This is a genomic window from Sphingorhabdus sp., from assembly GCF_041737645.1.
Lineage (GTDB): Bacteria > Pseudomonadota > Alphaproteobacteria > Sphingomonadales > Sphingomonadaceae > Sphingorhabdus_B.
On record NZ_JBGSRI010000006.1, the window covers coordinates 55,992 to 72,987 of the forward strand.

General features: G+C 53.8%; 14 protein-coding genes. 7 read left to right on the plus strand and 7 right to left on the minus strand.

Annotated elements, in window-relative coordinates; translation table 11 throughout:
* Nucleotides 1-3: 3 nt before the first annotated feature.
* The 5 genes from ACEW72_RS00625 to ACEW72_RS00645 all read left to right on the plus strand — a co-directional run bounded on the left by ACEW72_RS00625 (nt 4) and on the right by ACEW72_RS00645 (nt 5,603).
* On the plus strand, nt 4-264 hold the full coding sequence (locus ACEW72_RS00625; RefSeq protein WP_373474441.1) for a phosphopantetheine-binding protein: 261 nt from the start codon (nt 4-6) through the stop codon (nt 262-264).
* Nucleotides 261-950 (plus strand): hypothetical protein, encoded by a 690-nt coding sequence (locus ACEW72_RS00630; RefSeq protein ID WP_373474442.1) that lies wholly within the window; start codon nt 261-263, stop codon nt 948-950. The genes ACEW72_RS00625 and ACEW72_RS00630 overlap by 4 nt, the downstream gene beginning before the upstream one ends.
* Nucleotides 938-1,795 carry a hydrolase 1, exosortase A system-associated gene (locus tag ACEW72_RS00635; RefSeq protein WP_373474443.1) on the plus strand — a complete coding sequence of 286 codons (858 nt, stop codon included), beginning with the start codon at nt 938-940 and terminating at the stop codon, nt 1,793-1,795. Before ACEW72_RS00630 ends, ACEW72_RS00635 begins: the two co-directional genes overlap by 13 nt.
* Before the next feature lie 167 nt (nt 1,796-1,962).
* Nucleotides 1,963-4,308 (plus strand): glycoside hydrolase family 3 N-terminal domain-containing protein, encoded by a 2,346-nt coding sequence (locus tag ACEW72_RS00640; protein WP_373474444.1) that lies wholly within the window; start codon nt 1,963-1,965, stop codon nt 4,306-4,308.
* Between the two features lie 17 nt (nt 4,309-4,325).
* Nucleotides 4,326-5,603, plus strand: a complete 1,278-nt coding sequence (locus ACEW72_RS00645; protein ID WP_373474445.1) for a sugar MFS transporter — start codon at nt 4,326-4,328, stop codon at nt 5,601-5,603.
* On the opposite strand, the gene ACEW72_RS00650 is transcribed toward ACEW72_RS00645, so the two are convergent.
* The 4 genes from ACEW72_RS00650 to ACEW72_RS00665 all read right to left on the minus strand — a co-directional run bounded on the left by ACEW72_RS00650 (nt 5,582) and on the right by ACEW72_RS00665 (nt 12,269).
* Nucleotides 5,582-6,814 (minus strand): MFS transporter, encoded by a 1,233-nt coding sequence (locus ACEW72_RS00650; RefSeq protein WP_373474446.1) that lies wholly within the window; start codon nt 6,812-6,814, stop codon nt 5,582-5,584. The two genes, ACEW72_RS00645 and ACEW72_RS00650, sit on opposite strands and share 22 nt — an antisense overlap.
* Nucleotides 6,774-7,835 carry a LacI family DNA-binding transcriptional regulator gene (locus ACEW72_RS00655; protein WP_373474447.1) on the minus strand — a complete coding sequence of 354 codons (1,062 nt, stop codon included), beginning with the start codon at nt 7,833-7,835 and terminating at the stop codon, nt 6,774-6,776. Before ACEW72_RS00655 ends, ACEW72_RS00650 begins: the two co-directional genes overlap by 41 nt.
* A gap of 3 nt (nt 7,836-7,838) precedes the next feature.
* Nucleotides 7,839-8,813 (minus strand): family 16 glycosylhydrolase, encoded by a 975-nt coding sequence (locus ACEW72_RS00660; RefSeq protein ID WP_373474448.1) that lies wholly within the window; start codon nt 8,811-8,813, stop codon nt 7,839-7,841.
* Nucleotides 8,814-8,918: 105 nt separating this feature from the next.
* Complete coding sequence (locus tag ACEW72_RS00665) at nt 8,919-12,269, minus strand: TonB-dependent receptor (protein WP_373474449.1); 3,351 nt, start codon at nt 12,267-12,269, stop codon at nt 8,919-8,921.
* Between the two features lie 153 nt (nt 12,270-12,422).
* Here ACEW72_RS00665 and ACEW72_RS00670 point away from each other — a divergent pair, with 153 nt between their 5' ends.
* Nucleotides 12,423-13,928: a tryptophan halogenase family protein gene (locus ACEW72_RS00670; RefSeq protein ID WP_373474450.1), complete on the plus strand. Its 1,506-nt coding sequence runs from the start codon at nt 12,423-12,425 to the stop codon at nt 13,926-13,928.
* Between the two features lie 35 nt (nt 13,929-13,963).
* On the opposite strand, the gene ACEW72_RS00675 is transcribed toward ACEW72_RS00670, so the two are convergent.
* Both ACEW72_RS00675 and ACEW72_RS00680 read right to left on the minus strand, forming a co-directional pair.
* Nucleotides 13,964-14,185, minus strand: a complete 222-nt coding sequence (locus tag ACEW72_RS00675; protein WP_373474451.1) for a toxin-antitoxin system HicB family antitoxin — start codon at nt 14,183-14,185, stop codon at nt 13,964-13,966.
* Between the two features lie 6 nt (nt 14,186-14,191).
* Nucleotides 14,192-14,971, minus strand: a complete 780-nt coding sequence (locus ACEW72_RS00680; protein ID WP_373474454.1) for an SPFH domain-containing protein — start codon at nt 14,969-14,971, stop codon at nt 14,192-14,194.
* Nucleotides 14,972-15,284: 313 nt separating this feature from the next.
* On the opposite strand from ACEW72_RS00680, the gene ACEW72_RS00685 reads away from it, so the two are divergent.
* Nucleotides 15,285-15,902: a hypothetical protein gene (locus tag ACEW72_RS00685; RefSeq protein ID WP_373474452.1), complete on the plus strand. Its 618-nt coding sequence runs from the start codon at nt 15,285-15,287 to the stop codon at nt 15,900-15,902.
* 226 nt (nt 15,903-16,128) lie between these two features.
* On the opposite strand, the gene ACEW72_RS00690 is transcribed toward ACEW72_RS00685, so the two are convergent.
* Complete coding sequence (locus ACEW72_RS00690) at nt 16,129-16,758, minus strand: tetratricopeptide repeat protein (RefSeq protein ID WP_373474453.1); 630 nt, start codon at nt 16,756-16,758, stop codon at nt 16,129-16,131.
* Nucleotides 16,759-16,996: the final 238 nt, after the last annotated feature.

Below are 16,996 nucleotides of genomic sequence, written 5' to 3' on the forward strand. Positions count from 1 at the left end.
AAGATGCCCCTCACTACGCAAGAAACGATCCGCGCAATTTTAACGGATGTACTTGGCCTATCGGTTGATCAAGTCGCTGCGATGGATGATCATACCGAATTATTTGGTGCGTTGCCCGAACTGGATTCTATGGCCGTTGCCGGATTACTTACCGAAATGGAAGATCGGCTTGGCATCATCATTGATGATGACGATGTCGATGGCGATATGTTCGCGACTTTGGGCAGCCTTGTCGCTTTCGCACATACCAAGGTTTCCGGGTGACGCTGCCTACTTATCTGACTTATGACTTTGGCGGGCAGAGCGAATTTTGCTTATGCTTTGGCGAACGCCACGCTGCGCGGACGATAATCATCATCCCTCCGGTGTTCGACGAAATGAACCGGACCCGCCGGATGCTTGTGGAAGTCATGCGCGCTCTGGCCGGTCGGGGTGTCTGCTCGCTACTTCCAGATTTGCCAGGTTTCAACGAGAGCCTGGCTGACATTTCAAAACAGACGGTCAGTACGTGGCGGCGGGCCTTGGAAGAAGCATTGGTCCAGCTTAATCCAACCCACATCGTATCTTTGCGGGGCGGAACTTTGATCGATGATGTTGCGGATATGCCGATATTGCGGCTTGCCCCCGTCAAAGGTGCGTCCTTGTTAAAAACGATGCTGCGGAGCAGATTGGTGGCCGATAAGGAGGCTGGCATAAATTCAACAATTGACAGTCTGATGGCCAGCGCAAAATTTGGGTTTCTGGAACTGTCCGGGTATAATTTGAGCAACGAGATGTTGTTGAGTTTACAGGATGCTGCGCCGTCAACTTCATACCAGTTCCAAGAAATTGCCCTGGCCGATATTGATGGAACTCCTTTGTGGTTGCGGGCTGAGCCGCAAGATGATGCTCGAATGTCTGCGGCATTTGCGGATAAACTGGATGTGTGGAGTTCCACATGCGCCAAATGATATCATTCCCATGCGGCGACGACCTGCTTGCCGGAACGCTCGACACAGGCGAACTTGCAACAGCTATTCTGATCGTGAGCGGCGGCAATGAAATTCGCAGCGGTGCCTTTGCCGGGCAAGCGACAATGGCGGCGCATTTTGCCGCACTGGGTTATCCGGTCTTTCGCTTTGACCGGCGCGGCGTTGGCGAAAGTGAAGGCCTTAACACCGGTTTTGAAAACAGTGCCGATGACATCGCTGCGGCTGTCGCTGCGTTCCGCAACGCCGCACCCCGGACCGAACGGATCGTCGCATTTGGCAATTGTGATGCCGCAAGCGCGTTGGCACTTTTCCACCATAAGTTATCAATTGACGCCCTCATTCTTGCCAACGCTTGGGTTATTGACGCGCCGTCCGGCGACGCCGCACAATCCCCGGTCCCGAATGCGGATGCAATTCGCGCCCGTTACTGGGCAAGGCTAAAAAATCCGCGCAGCCTTATTGATTTGCTGACCGGAAAGATAGATTTGCGTAAGCTGGCCGGTGGCTTGGCATCAGCCGCACGTAAGCAACCAGCCTCCGGATTGGCAGCAGAATTGGCGACGGCATTGGCGCGGTCGGCGGTTCCAATAACTGTGCTTGTTGCCCAACGCGACACCACCGCGATGGCTTTCATGGGTGCCTGGCAAAGCGGAATATTTGCAGATGTCCAGGCACGGCCCGATGTGCGTTTGGCGCAATTTGATACAGCTTCGCATGGCTTCGCCGACGCCGCGTCCAGACATTGGCTATTCGAACAGATTCAATCCCAATGCCAAGCACCTTTCAACCCCTCTCCTGTAAAAGAAAGCGAGCGGAGGGAATGAAAGGCAATTAAACCATAAAGCTGCCTTGGCCCTTGATTTCCATTCAAGTTGATGTAGTCAGATACATAATGATAACGTTCACAAGAATGATGGAATTCCAGCCAATGCCCCGACCGAGATCAATGACTGCCTTCGCCCTTTTGTCACTGATTTCAGCGCCAGCCTTGATGGCAGCGGAAACGGTCGCGAATCCTTCTCTTTGGCCGTCGGCGGCCAGCCCAACGCAGATTCGCGACGCAAAGGTTGAAGCCGAAATTGATGCCCTGATCGCACGCATGACCGATGCCCAAAAGGTCGGCCAATTGATCCAGGCCGATATCAGCGCGGTGAAGCCATCTGACTTTTCGCGCTATCCACTCGGTTCGGTGTTGGCGGGCGGAAATTCCGGGCCCTATGGCAATGAGCGGGCGAGTGCGGCGAAATGGGCAAAGCTGGTGACTCAATTGCGAAACGCTTCGCGCAAAACAGGCGCGGCCATTCCAATTTTATTCGGAGTGGATGCCGTACACGGTCATTCAAATTTGCCCAATGCCACGATTTTTCCGCACAATATCGGTCTCGGTGCAGCGCGCGATGTCGATTTGTTGCAACGGATCGGCAAGGCAACCGCAGCAGAAATTTCAGGCAGCGGCATTGAATGGACCTTTGCCCCGACATTGGCCGTGCCTCAGGATCTGCGTTGGGGCCGCACCTATGAAGGATATTCATCTGACCCGACGCTCGTCGCGCAATATGCAAAAGCAATGACAATCGGGTTGCAAGGCAATTTGGTCGCCGGACAGCCGCTTGATGCCCAAAATGTTGCGGCAACTGCCAAGCATTTTCTGGCCGACGGCGGTACCGCCGATGGACGCGATCAAGGGGATGCACAAATTGGTGAGGCGGAACTGATTGCCAAGCACGCGCAAGGCTATCCCGCCGCCATCGATGCGGGCGCGTTGACCGTGATGGCAAGTTTTTCGAGTTGGAATGGGGTAAAACACCACGGTAACCGTTCACTTTTGACCGATGTGCTGAAGGACCGGATGGGCTTTTCAGGACTGGTCGTCGGCGACTGGAACGGTCATGGCCAAGTTGCCGGATGTTCGTCCACCGATTGTCCCGATGCCATCAATGCCGGACTTGACCTGTTCATGGCCCCCGACAGTTGGCGCGGACTGTATAAAAATACCCTGAAAGCCGCTCGTGACGGACGCATTCCGATGTCGCGGATCGATGACGCTGTCCGGCGCATTTTGCGGGTGAAGTACAAGCTTGGCTTGATGGGCGACACATTGACCAAGCGCGGCGATACCTCGATGGTCGGATCGGCAGCTCATCTGGAACTGGCGCGCGAGGCGGTGTCCAAATCACTTGTCCTGCTTAAAAATGAAAATGGCATTCTTCCCGTCCGCAACGGCGCACGCGTCCTGATTGCGGGATCGGGCGCGGATAATATGGCAATGCAGGCAGGTGGCTGGACCATTAGTTGGCAAGGCACTGACACAAAGGCAGCGGATTTCACCAATGGCCAGACCATTGGCCGCGCATTGTCCGACGCAATCAGAAGCGGTGGCGGATCAGCGACCATTTCTGCGCCGGGTACATTTGATACAAAACCCGATGTTGCATTCATTGTGCTGGGCGAAAAACCCTATGCGGAATTTGAAGGCGATGTGCCGGATCTGGCCTATCGAACCTCTGCTGGCGAGCAAGCCCTGCTGACACGCCTGAAATCCCAGAATATTCCGGTTGTGGTTCTATTTTTGTCGGGCCGTCCGATGTTTACCGGAACACTGCTCAATCAATCCGATGCATTTGTTGCGGCCTGGTTACCCGGAACACAAGGCCGCGGACTTGCCGATGTGCTGATTGCAGGACAGGACGGAAAATCGCCGCGTGACTTTACCGGGCGCCTGCCCTTCGCATGGCCCGACGATGCCCGCGCAACGCTTGAAAAGCCATTATTCCCTGTCGGATATGGGCTTGATTACAGCCAATCGACAAAGTTGGCGGCGGTCAATGAAGACCCTCGCGTGGACCTGTCAATGATGAGCCAGACGACGAATTACATCGTACGCGGCAAGGTTCCTGCGCCATGGCATCTGGGCATTGACGGTTCCATCAGCACCCGCGCCATTGACCTGACCGCGCAAGAGGATGCACGGCAGTTCACCTGGAATGCCAAGGGCGAATTTGCAGTCAATGGTCCAGCAATCAATCTTTCATCGCAACTCGCCAAGGGCTGGGTGCTTTCCATGGACTGGCGCATTGATACACCGGTCAAAGGCCCGGTCACCCTCAGCGTCAGCGGGGGTTCGCTCAATCTTCAGAGCGTCATTGCCGCCGCCACCCCCGGAACGCGGCTTCAAACGCGCATCCCGTTGCGCTGCTTTGCGGATGCAGGCGCGAAATTCGCCGCTGTTGGCTCCCCCATACGTATGCAGGCGCCAAAAGGGCTTGTTGCCACCATACGTACCGTTCATATTGAAGAAACAAAAGAAAGCGTTACCTGCCCCGGCAAGGCGCGCTAAAACAGGGAGAGAGAAAAATGGCCTTGCAACCTGGCGCGGTCGCGTCCCCGGAATCGACCGATTCCCATATCGACGCCCCACAGCTTCAACTGTTCGTCATGGGCCTTTTTTTCATCTTCGGCGGGATCACCAGTCTGAATGATGTCATCATTCCAAAGCTGAAAGAACTGTTTACGCTAAACTATACGCAAGCGATGCTTGTGCAGTTCTGCTTCTTCGCCGCCTATGCCGTAATCGGTATTCCGGGCGCACGGCTGGTCAAAAAAATTGGCTATATGCGCGGTGCCGTTGCCGGACTGCTGACGATGATGGCAGGGTGCCTGTTGTTCATTCCGGCCAGCCAGACCGCGACCTATGGCGTATTCCTGCTCGCCTTGTTCGTCCTCGCAAGCGGTGTGGTCATTGTCCAGGTTGTTTCAAACCCGCTGATTTCGCTGCTCGGTAAGCCTGCAACGGCGCATAGCCGCCTGACATTTGCACAGGCGTTCAATTCGCTTGGCACAACCGTTTTCCCCTTTTTCGGATCGATCCTGATATTGGGCGGCTTGGCGACCGTGACCGCCGATCAATTGTCAGGCGTCGAACTGGACGCCTATCGCACGGCGGAGAGCCAGGCGATTGTAAATGGTTATTTGGGCATCGCTGTTGCGCTGGCGCTGGTTGCCGGCGTTGTGTGGATGTTCCGTAACGCGCTCAAAGGCGAACAGCATGAAGCAAGCGAAGGTCTGGCCGGACTGGATCTGTTAAAGCGCCCCCGTTTCGGTTTTGGCGCATTGTGTATTTTCCTATATGTCGGTGCCGAAGTCGCCATCGGTTCGCTGATCGTCAACTATCTGATGCAGGACCATGTCATGGGGTTGCAGGAACAGGCAGCGGGTAAACTGATTGCATTCTATTGGGGCGGGGCCATGATAGGCCGCTTCATCGGATCTGCCCTTTTGAGGATGGTTAGCCCCGGCAAGTTGCTCGCCACCGTTGCTATTGGTGCAATCCTGTTGATTACAATATCGACACAGACAAGCGGCAACATATCGGGTTACGCCCTGCTCGCCGTCGGCCTGACCAACGCGATCATGTTTCCAACCATTTTTACGCTGGCTTGTGAAAAGCTGGGGTCACGGGCCGCTGATGGCTCAGGGATCATCAACGTAGCGATCGTTGGCGGAGCGGTAATTCCGTTGCTGACGGGCATAATTGCAGATTTGACGTCCAGCCTGGCGCTCGCCTTCATTCTTCCGATGGCCTGCTATGCCGTGATTGCCGCCTTCGGATTTTACGCACGGCGGCCCGCTTGACGCCCGCGCGGCATTGTCAGCAGTATCAGGCAGGCAATCGTCGCCAACCCGGCGAGCAGAAGGAACAGCGCGTCAAAGCCGTATTTTGGTACCAGTAGTAAGGTCAACCAAGGCATGATGAGCGACGGGACGGTGTTTGTCAGGTTGAAAATGCCAAGGTCCCTGCCCCGCCGTTGTGGACGGGGCAGGACCCGCAACGTCTGGCTGGAATGCAGCGCGAGAAATATGCTGCTAGCGATGCCAAAGACCAGATAACCTGCAATCGCGACGAACAGTCCGGGCGCGAATGCCATCAGAAGCAAGCCCCCCGCAGCGACACCCGCGCTCCAGACCAAAGGAGTGATCGGACGGGCAGCCCGGTCTGACCAGTATCCAACCGCCAGCGACATAAATACCGCCAGCCCCAGCACCAGGGCAAAAATGCCAGCCGCCCCATTTTCGCCAAATCGTGGATCAAGACTTCTGAACCAGAGAAGTAGGAACGCAAAGAGCGACGCCTCTGCGATTTGCACCAAAAGTCGCGCCAGCCACATCCTGATCGCCGGATGGGAGGTGGTTACAGAAGTACTGGTCACTGGCTCCATCAAATGCGGCATCGCACGCGGCTGACCGAAAAGCAGGACCGGAGCGACCATCATCGGGACCAAACACGCCACCAGCACTTCGCGGTGCGGAAATGCGGCGAGTAGATCCAACGTGACAATGGCTCCTGCCAAGGCCCCAAGCGCGGGGGCAAGCGCGAGCAGCCCCCCCAACATTCCCTTTTGCGCGTCGGGAATGCAATCGCCTGCCCAAGCGGCAAGCGGCGCTAGCATCATGTTCAATCCGATTTGCCACAATACTATCATGGCAATCAATACATTCGTATCTTGAACTGTTGGCATGATAACCATCAGCGACGAAGACAGGATCAGACCCGCCAATATCCAGAATCGTCGCTGGCGCGTCACGTCGCTGGCCCAGCCGAACAGGATATTGGACAAACTTGCCGACAAGGCCCCGGCAAATGCGGCAATTGCCAATGTCGGCAGCAGCTTGTCAGTGGCCAACGCCGTCACTTTGATCGGCAGTAATATGGTCAAAAATGGCATATAAGCCACCGCGCCACCGGAAACGGCGAGCGCGTAAAGATACATGAAGGTCGTCGATTGCCTTTGCAGGGTCTGCGATTCAGTTGGCGGCATCGCAACGCGGCGGGGCAGTGCTGCCACGCTCTATTAAGCTGCCCTCGGTTACCACCGGCTGTTGCAAATCGGTTGCATGGCCATTGGTAATCAACAGCTCGACCGCTTTTGAAAAGGTTGCTGCAATTGGTTGGTCGACCGCGGTCAATTGCGGGTCGGTAAACCGAACTACCGGGGTATTGTCAAAGCTGATTAGCGAGACATCTTCGGGCACTTTCAAGCCCCGTTTGACCAGTGTGTCGAGCGCGGCAAGAGTCATCTGGTCATTACTAGCAATGATGGCGGTCGGTGGTCTTTCAAGGTCAAGCAATGTGTCGGTTGCTGCGACCCCGCTTTCATAGCTGAAATCGCCGCGCACGCATAATCCTGCAGTGTCAAAATCCGCCAACATCATAGCATTTCGCCAACCGTCGACCCGCCAGTTCGACAGGTCATATTCATCAGAACCGGCAATAAAGCCAATTCGGCGATGACCCGCCGCGATGAGATAATCTGTGGCGCGGCGCGCCGATCCTTCATCATCCATCGTCATCGCTATACCCGGTCCGGGCGTAATCGAACCGATGCGCGCAAAGGGAATTTTCCGTTTAGCCAAAAATCCGGTTATCAACGGATTTTCAGAGTGCGGTGGCGTCAAAATGACACCATCAGGCTGAAGCGCGGCAATGGTCGCGCCCAATTCGCGTTCGACATGGTCGTTATGCGTGTCGACAAGCTCGAATATCATTCGATAGCCATATTCGGCGCATTTCAACATACCACCGAACAGCATCTGGTCGACCCAGTCGGTTCCTTGCCGCGATTGCCAATCGGCTATGGTCCGCTCACGGTCGTTGATGGCCAAAATGAGATAAGACCGCGAACCGCTCATCCGCTGTGCCGCAATAGACGGTACATAGCCAAGCTTGTCGATCGATGCCTGTACCCGGTCTTTCATCACGGGCCTTACGTTGGGCTCATTATTGATGACACGACTGACCGTTTGCAGGGACACCCCTGCATCAGCGGCTACATGTTTGATGGTGACGGCCTGACGGCGTCTCGCCATATGTTATTCGTCCCTCTTGGCCTTTTGCATACAGGCTAATCCCTTTTGCAGATCTTCTGAACACTGGTAAATCCGGACCCAGTCGATCAAAAACTCCGCCGGAGTAACCGTTGCTGCCATGCCCTTATCATTGTTGTTTTCCGAAAGCCTACCCCCAATGGCCAGGTTGGCCATGATGTAAAAGGGTTGATCGAAAGGCGCAACGTCATTTGATTTGGCCAAAGGCGACGCGCTATCCCATTTATCCGCTTTAACCTCCCAATAAAAGCGGCCATCCAGATAGAACCGCATGACCCCTTCGCCCCATTCCAGCGTCCAGATGTGAAAATCATCGGAAGGAAGCATTTTGGAAGCCAGCGCGACGCGGGTGTCGACAAATTTATTGGCAGGGGCAAAATCGCCAAAATGCAGCGCGCTGATCATCCGGTTTTCGCCGACATTGCCCTCGCAGGTTGGGCAGGCTGCTCCAAGATTGACGCCTTCCAATATGTCGATTTCGCCCGAAAGAGGCCACCCGCCATATGTGTTACCGCTTGGCATCATCCAGACGGCAGGCCAAGTGCCTTGCCCTTTGGGCGGCTTGGCACGAAACTCTATTTTCCCATATTTCCAACTCGCAAGTCCCAGCGTGCGGATCTTACCCGACGTAAAGCTCTGTGTTCTTTTAGGGTTCGGGCTTTCGGCAATTTCCGGCGGACGGTCAGGGCCGGTAAAGCGTTCCTTACGTGCCATCAGGTGCAACACACCGTCTGCAACTTTTATGTTTTTTGGCCGGTCGGTGTAGCATTGGCGTTCATCATTGCCGCCGCCCCAGCAGGAAATTTCAGGTTTCCATTTGGTGCGATCCAGTTCGGTCCCGTCAAATTCATCCGACCAGACCATTTCCCATCCGCCAGATTTAGCGGGTGCATCTGCTTTCGCGCAGGCACTCTGCGTCAAAGCTGCGAGCACCATGATGCCCAAAATTCTCGGTTGCATTTCAATGCTCCTTAACGCGTGGGATATGCCCTGCTTACTATCCTGAAACAGAACGGGCCCCGGTCATATGACCAGAGCCCGTTCATTGCGACCCCTATGAAAACCCTAGAACTGGAAACGTGCCAGGAAGGTATATCGACGGTCATTCCGGAATGCAGAACGTGGTACGCGCGTACCGTCAAAATCGACCACCTGCGAAGTCTGTGTCACTTCATCGAGCAGGTTAACCCCTTGGATGCCCACTTTGATCTGGTCGGTAATCGAATAGAATATCGATGCGTCCAGCTGTCCTGTTGATTCCTGCCAAATTGGTGAGAAGGGGAAAATGTCATCGCGCACCGTTATAAGGAAGGCAGAGCGCCAGTTATAAGCAGCTCGCAATGCGATGGGCCCCTTTTCGTAAAACACCGTGGCATTCACTGTATGCTTCGACAATCCCGCAAGCGGTTGAAGCCCGGTAAATGCACCGGAATTCAGCCGGTTTACAGCTGACGTAACCGATGACTGTCCGGCTCCGGCAAGGTTAGGGTTGGAAAAATCAGTTCCATCGACATAGGTATAAGTTAATTGCGAACCCAAACCACTTAGTAGTCCTGGCAAGAAGTCATAGGTCTGCTGATAGGCAAGTTCAAAGCCCTTGAGTTTTCCTTTTTGGTCATTGATCGGTCCGCTAACCTGCACATCGGTCGAAACGCCGCTGCCGCTGGTGTAATTGACTATTTCAAAACCATCATTCACGATGCCCTGGATGTCTTTCATGAATACCGACATCGTCAGCGAGCCGACTGTGTTGAAATACCATTCAGCCGACAGATCATAGTTCCATGACGTAACGGGCCGCAAATTGCGGTTGCCTGTTTGCAAGGCAAACAACGGCCCAGTCGCTAGCGTTTGCGCCAATAACAGAGCGTTGGTATTGTCTCCGATGCCGCCGCCTGCGCGGAAAAGCTGTAAGTCAGGCCGTGAAATGCCCTTCGACACCGCAGCACGGAACAGCAATCCATCGCCAACATCAAGTTTGGCATTGAAACTGGGTAGCCAGTTTTCGAACGTAATTTTCCGGTCATCAATAATTATCTCGCCGGTGTGGGCAGCTGCAAATTCCGCTTGGCGTGCGGCCGATAGGCTACAATATCCACGCGGGATGCCTGGAATCGCGGGTCCTGCACAGCTGGCCGCTATTTCGGAAAGTTGGACGACACCGTCACCATTGCCGAAGCCGTTGGCGATTGCATCGAACCGGACAGGAGAAGGCAAGCCGACCCGGCCGCCGCTGGTAACCGTGGTTTCGACATAACGCAGGCCAAAATTGCCCGAAAGCTTCATTCCGCCGTCAAATTCATGTCCGAAATCAACACGGGCATAAGCCGCTTTGGTTTCTTCTGCGACCGTTGATACTTCGCCGGGGCAATATACGCCCTCAATATCGCAAGGCACGGCCAAGCCGGTCAACGGATCCGTACGGGTTCGTCCGTTCACGCCGTAATTGAAACGCTCTGGCGATTGACCGAATATCTGGATTTCTTCGAACTGTTGATCAGTAAGGCCACTTAGATATTCACCAAGGAAGTCGTCTCCGCCGAAAAACCAGCCTGAGCCATTCTCGATTGGAACGGGCGCGCTGCCGCGCTGGAACCCGCTGGCGAAAGCCGGACGATATTGCGAATAATTTGGAAACTCGTCGGTAAACGCGCCGCCCGCAATAGCGAATTCCTGACCCGGAAGTCCGGTAAACCAACGACCGGGAACGAACCCGCCCGTCGCGGCACATCCTGGTCCGTCATTCCATGGGGCGCAGCCTGCACGACCAGCCCAAGGGGCAGAAAGATTGCCCCATGTGCTAAAGTTGGTGTTACGTGTGGTTCGGTCACGATCGCCCCAACGCGCACCAAAGCGTGCACGCTTGAAAAAGCCTTCATCGCTGATGTCATATTCTGCGTCGAAGCTTAACGTTTTCAGGTCACCTTCATTCTTCTCGCGGCTATCAAGGCCAAACCAGTAATAGGTATTCAGGCCCGCGCTAAAATAGTCTGCAGGAGCTCCGGGAGGCGCAAGGAATTCGACTTGCGGTGTCTTACCCGACAGGTCGAGCGCCACATTCGCAAATGTGCTGAGCGCACCGAAGACCGAGTCCCGGCTGAGCGTCGAATTGATTTTCTGGGCCTCAAGACTAAACCGCAAACGGTCGGTGGCTTCAAATTTCAAATCTAGCGATATGTCCTCTGTCACCCCTTCGGCGCCGCGCAAGAAGCGCAGCGAGTCGATCGGAATGCCGCCCCGGCCAAATGGCGTTGCATAGGCATCGCCCGGACGTTGCGTTAAAATGCCGCTTTCGAAAACACCGTTTTCGTCAAATGTCCATGTGCTACCGGCAGCAGGAACCGGGAACAAACCTTCGTCGTCGACCCGGGAAATTAGTGCGAATTCTTCAGTATCGAAGCTGGTTTCTGACCGAAGCCATTCGACCGTAGCCATGAACCTGCCATCCGAGCTTTCATATTGACCGACAGCGGAAAATGCTTCGCGTGTCCGGTCGAGATCGGTTGTACGTACACCCGCCCCTTTTGGTACAACCAGCGCACCGGGCGGCGGGAAGTTGGTTGCGTTAAAATTGGGATCGCCGACAAAACCGCCCGAACCAACCGATACGGCACGAAGACACGGTCCGTCAAAGGTAGGCGCGCGGTAGCATGGGTCGGCTACTTGCGATGCGTCAGTGCGGCTTTTCAATTCGGAATAGGCATAGCCGAATTGAAGCCCGAACGATCCTGCATCCGTATCCCAGCGGTTTGAAATCAGACCGGAAAATTCGGGAGACCATTCTTTACGCAAATCGCCATAATTGCCCCCGATGGTGGCTCCGATTTTCAATCCTTTCGAATCGAGCGGCTTGCGCGTGACAAGATTGACAGTGCCGGCAATCGCACCTTCAACCATATCCGCGGTGACGTTCTTGAACACCTCAACCCGACCGAGCAGTTCGGGTGATATGTCGTTAAAACTGAGTTCGCGTCCACCGGTTGCCGAGAAAATCTCGCGTCCGTTCAGTTCTGACCGGACATAAGGAAGGCCGCGGATAATGACGCCGGTACCTTCGACCGAGAAGCGATCAGGGTCGGTTGTTTTCTCGAAGCGTCCGATGTTGACCCCGGGTACGCGTTGCAGCGCTTCTGCGACTGAACGGTCGGGCAATGCGCCGATGTCTTCTGCTGTAATGGCGTCAACAAATGTATCCGCATCACGTTTTACGTTTTGCGCGGTTTCGAGCGACTTTTTAAAACCGGTGACGACAATGGCATCTTCGGTTTCAGCCGTTTCGACGACTTCTTCGGGAGCTTCGGACGTTTGGGCTAAAGCCGGTTGGGTTGCGAACGCGCAAAGCGCAAGGCTTGAAGCAGTCGACAGCGCTACGAAACGCTGTGAACGGAATGCTCCGGTTTTAGATGTACGAGCCAATAGATCCTCCCTGATGCTTGCTCTGTAGGTATAACTCCCACAATTAACTTTGCGTTTAACGGTAATTGGGAGCGTTCACAAGAGGCAAAATGAACGTTCACAATTTCGTCTCTTGCTCTATACGGCAATGCGTTTCATGAAGGGTGAACTAACATGGCCATACAACACATCATAATCGTCGGAGGCGGAACTGCAGGCTGGATGGCCGGTGCGGCTTTGTCACGGCTTTGCACCGGTAAACAGGTTGAAATTACGCTGATTGAATCAGAAGAAATCGGCACAGTGGGCGTAGGCGAAGCGACCATCCCGCCCTTTGTCGAATTCAACCAATTGCTCGGCGTCAGCGAACAGGAAATGCTCGCCGCTGCACAAGGCAGTTTCAAACTGGGCATCCAGTTCGTCAATTGGGGCAAGCTGGGCGATAACTACATTCACCCTTTCGGTGCGTACGGCTATCAGATTGATGGCGTTTCATTCCATCAGGTGTGGCACAAAATGCGCCAGTCGGGGGATAAGCGACCGATACAGGCGTTCAACGTGGAGACCATGGCCGCCTATTTCGGCCGATTTGCCCGAACAGCGGATTTCCAGCGCGAAGATTTGCCCCCGGTCAATTACGCCTATCACCTCGATGCGGGCCGCTATGCGCGCTTTTTGCGGAACTATGCCGAAACTAGGGGCGTTGTGCGCCGCGAAGGCAGGGTTGCCGATGTCACTTTAGATAGCGAAACCGGTTTTGTGTCATCATTGACCATGGACAATGGCGATTGTGTCAAAGGCGATTTGTTTATCGATTGCTCCGGTTTTCGTGGGCTGTTGATCGAACAGGCGTTGAAAACCGGATATGAAGACTGGTCCAATTATCTGCCCTGCAACCGGGCGGTGGCCTTGCCCTGCATCCGCGAAGATGGCAGCGGCCCCCTGCCCTACACCCGCGCCACGGCGCATCAGGCAGGCTGGCAATGGCAAGTTCCGCTGCAGCATCGCAACGGCAATGGCCATGTCTATTGCAGCGAATATATGTCCGATGACGAGGCGCATTCGATATTGGTGGGCAACATCGCCGGCAAACCCGGCGCCGAACCCAATTTCCTGCGCTTTACCACAGGCCGGCGCAAGAAATTCTGGAACAAGAATGTGGTGGCTTTGGGATTGGCGGCAGGATTCATGGAGCCGCTGGAATCAACCTCGATCCACCTTGTGAACACCGGCATCAACAAGCTGATCGCCCTTTTGTCGCTGGACGGCATTACCCAGACACAGGAAGATGCATTCAACCGGCTGACCACCAAAGAATATCTCCGCATCCGTGACTTTCTGATTTTGCATTATAACGCAACCAGCCGCGACGACTCCGAATTCTGGAATTATTGCCGCAACATGGCCGTGCCCGACAGCTTGACCGAAAAGACCGAATTGTTCCGGATGAACGGACAGATATTCCGCGAAGAGGATGAACTGTTTACCGAAACCAGTTGGGCGGCAGTGATGATGGGTCAAGGTATCGCAATGACTGGCCACAACCCGATGGCCAATGTGATCGGCAAACCGGAAACGGTCAAGGAAATCAACGAAATGGAGCAATCCATCCGCTACCTCGTCCAACAGATGCCGACCCACGACGCGTATTTGAAGCAATATTGTCCGGCACCTGCATAAAGGTGAGGCGATTAGCAGAGCGTATACCCCACCCATCACCCTAATTCTTCCTTCGACGCAGGCCGACCGCGCTTTGGTTTGTCACTCACCCCAACTCTCACACCGCGCCGTTCCAGCGCCTCGCGCAGCAGCACTTCGACCTCGGCATTCACGCTACGGAAATCGCCCGCCGCCGCCCGCTCGATCGCGGCGTGGAGCGCCGGATCGAGGCGGAGGGGGAAGGCTTTTTTGGCCTTTGTCGGAGTGTCAGCGGGCATCGTGCGTTACTGATAAAGCGAGCCTGTATTCACCACCGGCTGGGTATCGCGTTCACCGCACAATACGACCATCAGGTTCGATACCATCGCTGCGCGGCGTTCATCGTCCAGCTCGACGACATTTTTGGCCGACAGCATTTCCAGCGCCATTTCGACCATGCCAACGGCACCTTCGACCAGCGTCTTGCGCGCGGCGACCACAGCCTCGGCCTGTTGGCGGCGCAGCATGGCCCCGGCAATTTCCTGCGCATAGGCAAGATGGGTAAAGCCGCATTCATCGACGGTAATACCAGCCACCGCCAGCCGCTCCATCAACTCGGCACGAAGTTCCCCGCCCACCTGATCATGATTACCACGCAGCGTAACTTCCTGATGCGTGAAATCGTCATAGGGGTAGCGCGCGCCGATGGTCCGCACCGCCGCCTCGATCTGGGCGAGCACGAACGCCTTGTAATCATCAACATCATATAGCGCCTGCGCGGTATCGGTTACACGCCATACGACTTGCGCCGCCATTTCGATCGGGTTGCCGCGCAGGTCGTTGACCTTGATCTTTTCGGAAATCAGGTTGTTGGCACGAAGCGAGACTTTCGCTTTGCCCATCCACGGCCAAGTCCAGCGTAGCCCTTCATTGCGGTCGGTGCCTTTATAGGCCCCGAACAGGGTCAGCGCGACACCCTGATTCGGCTGAATCATGTAGAAGCCCGCGCTCGAAAACAAAGTGACGAAAATGCCGCCGATCAGGCCCGCCAGGCTGGGTGGCTGGTCGTTGGTAATAAGCGGCATTAACGACATCCCCATCCACATAATGCCCGCAAGCAGGACCAACAGCATCAGATAGCCGTTGAAGCTCGACGCCCGCACTTCCCGGCTGGCGTTGAGATTATTGTTTGTATCTACCATCGTCATGACCTCCTGTTTAATATGATATCATATTTATATCATTTTAAGAGAAGCTCAAGCGGAATCGGAATTGCGGTGACACGAGCGATTTACACTGTTTGCCTTGTTGTGCGGGTATGAGAGGGTTGTAGACCGGTTTGAAGATGCGGCATATGGTGCGTGTCACCGTAATTCTAAATGGGCAGGATTGTTCGAGATGCCGATGAAACCCTGGCGACTTCTGCTCTTGTCGCTCCTCTTGGTTAGCGCGTGCAAAACAGACAGCAATGCGACGCCCACGCGACCTTTGCCTATCGAGTATAGTTCGGCGGACGGAACATTTTCGTATCTGTTTGCGGATAAAAAGCTGTTTGCCGGATTCTTGCCAGAAATCCTAAAAAACAAAAATCTGGGCGGCGGGGATTTGAGAGCCGCCAACACGGTTAGTATGAAATGCGTTTTGGTCGGCGATAAAGGGTATGAGACTAGCTATGCTGTACCCTTCCCTACGAAATTGGACGCATCGTACAAGTGCGCCAATACGGAGTTTAAGGTCATATCTTGCAATGGAGGCAATGCGAGCTGTGAGACGGCGCTTATCATTGGACGTTATCATCCGCCCATGGTTGAAGATCGAAACGCTTACCAGGAGTTTATGTTTTTCTACGATCACTGCCGGGGCATAACTTCTTTTATTGATAAAAAGACTCGCGAAGAGAAATTCGATTTCGGACGATCCATTGAACTGAGATCTTATAGCGGTATTCTCGCAGACGAGAGTTCAGCAGAGTGCAAAAGTGAAAAGCTGGCGTTTGATACCTTTCTTTCCGGCTGAATCGCATCCAGCGGATCAGTCGTTGGGAATGATCCCGTCAGAATTACGGTGACATGTGCGATTTACACTATTTGCCATATTGTGCGGGTTCGGCTCGCAAATGGTTATATAGCCTGTGATCTGGCTGACAGGGTTGTACGTAAAGCTGCCCACAGTCGGGTCTTGTGTTCGATAAAAGAATGCACTGCCGCATCCTTTTAGATTATGATAAATTAGCATTTGGGAATTAGTCTTTTATAGAAAATTCATGCCAACCAAGCAATCTATCGCTACTTGGATTATTCGCAGCAAAGGTTGCAAATTCGGGTAACGCCGCAAATAGCTTGATGTATCCTTTAACTCTTCCGATAATTCCTTCTTCTCCGGACCTTAAATAAATAGAAAGGCTTCTTTTTGCCAAAAGATGACCATTATATTCTGCTAGTTTCCAGTATTTAACGGCTTCTATATTATTTTTTTCTACATTATCTCCATTAAAATATGTCAATCCAAGTATATATGCTGCAGGAGAGAAGCCAGATTTGGCGATTTTCTTCAAAACTTCAATAGATTCTTCGTATTTATTTTTATACCATAGATGTCTAGAAAATCGAAACGCACCTTCTATTGAGCCGGATTCTGCGGATCGTTGATACCATTGAATACCAAGGTCAATATTTCTCTCAACACCGCGTCCATTTGCATGGGTGTCGCCAATATAGACCATACTTAACGCAGATCCCTTGTCTGCCAATATATTCAATAACTTCAGAGCTTCAGCCGAGTTTGAACCTATCAAATCAACAGCGTCCCAAAGTTCATCTGCAAAATGATCCGCCGCCCATTCTCGATCAATATTATCGATATACTTTTTCATTCTCAGCTCTTTGTCGCTCTAGAATTACGGTGACACGTGCGATGTACACGATTTGCCCTGCTGTGCGGGTTAGCAGCGGGTTATACGCTAGTCTATAAATGGTAGCGGAGGAGTCGCTATAATTTCCGTGTCAGGCGATTTCAGAGCGTCTCCAACTACTCTGTAAACTCAGCAGTTTATCAAGTACCTTGTACGTGGTTGATCGCCCAAAATCGCCTGAATTCCCGCCGAAACGTGG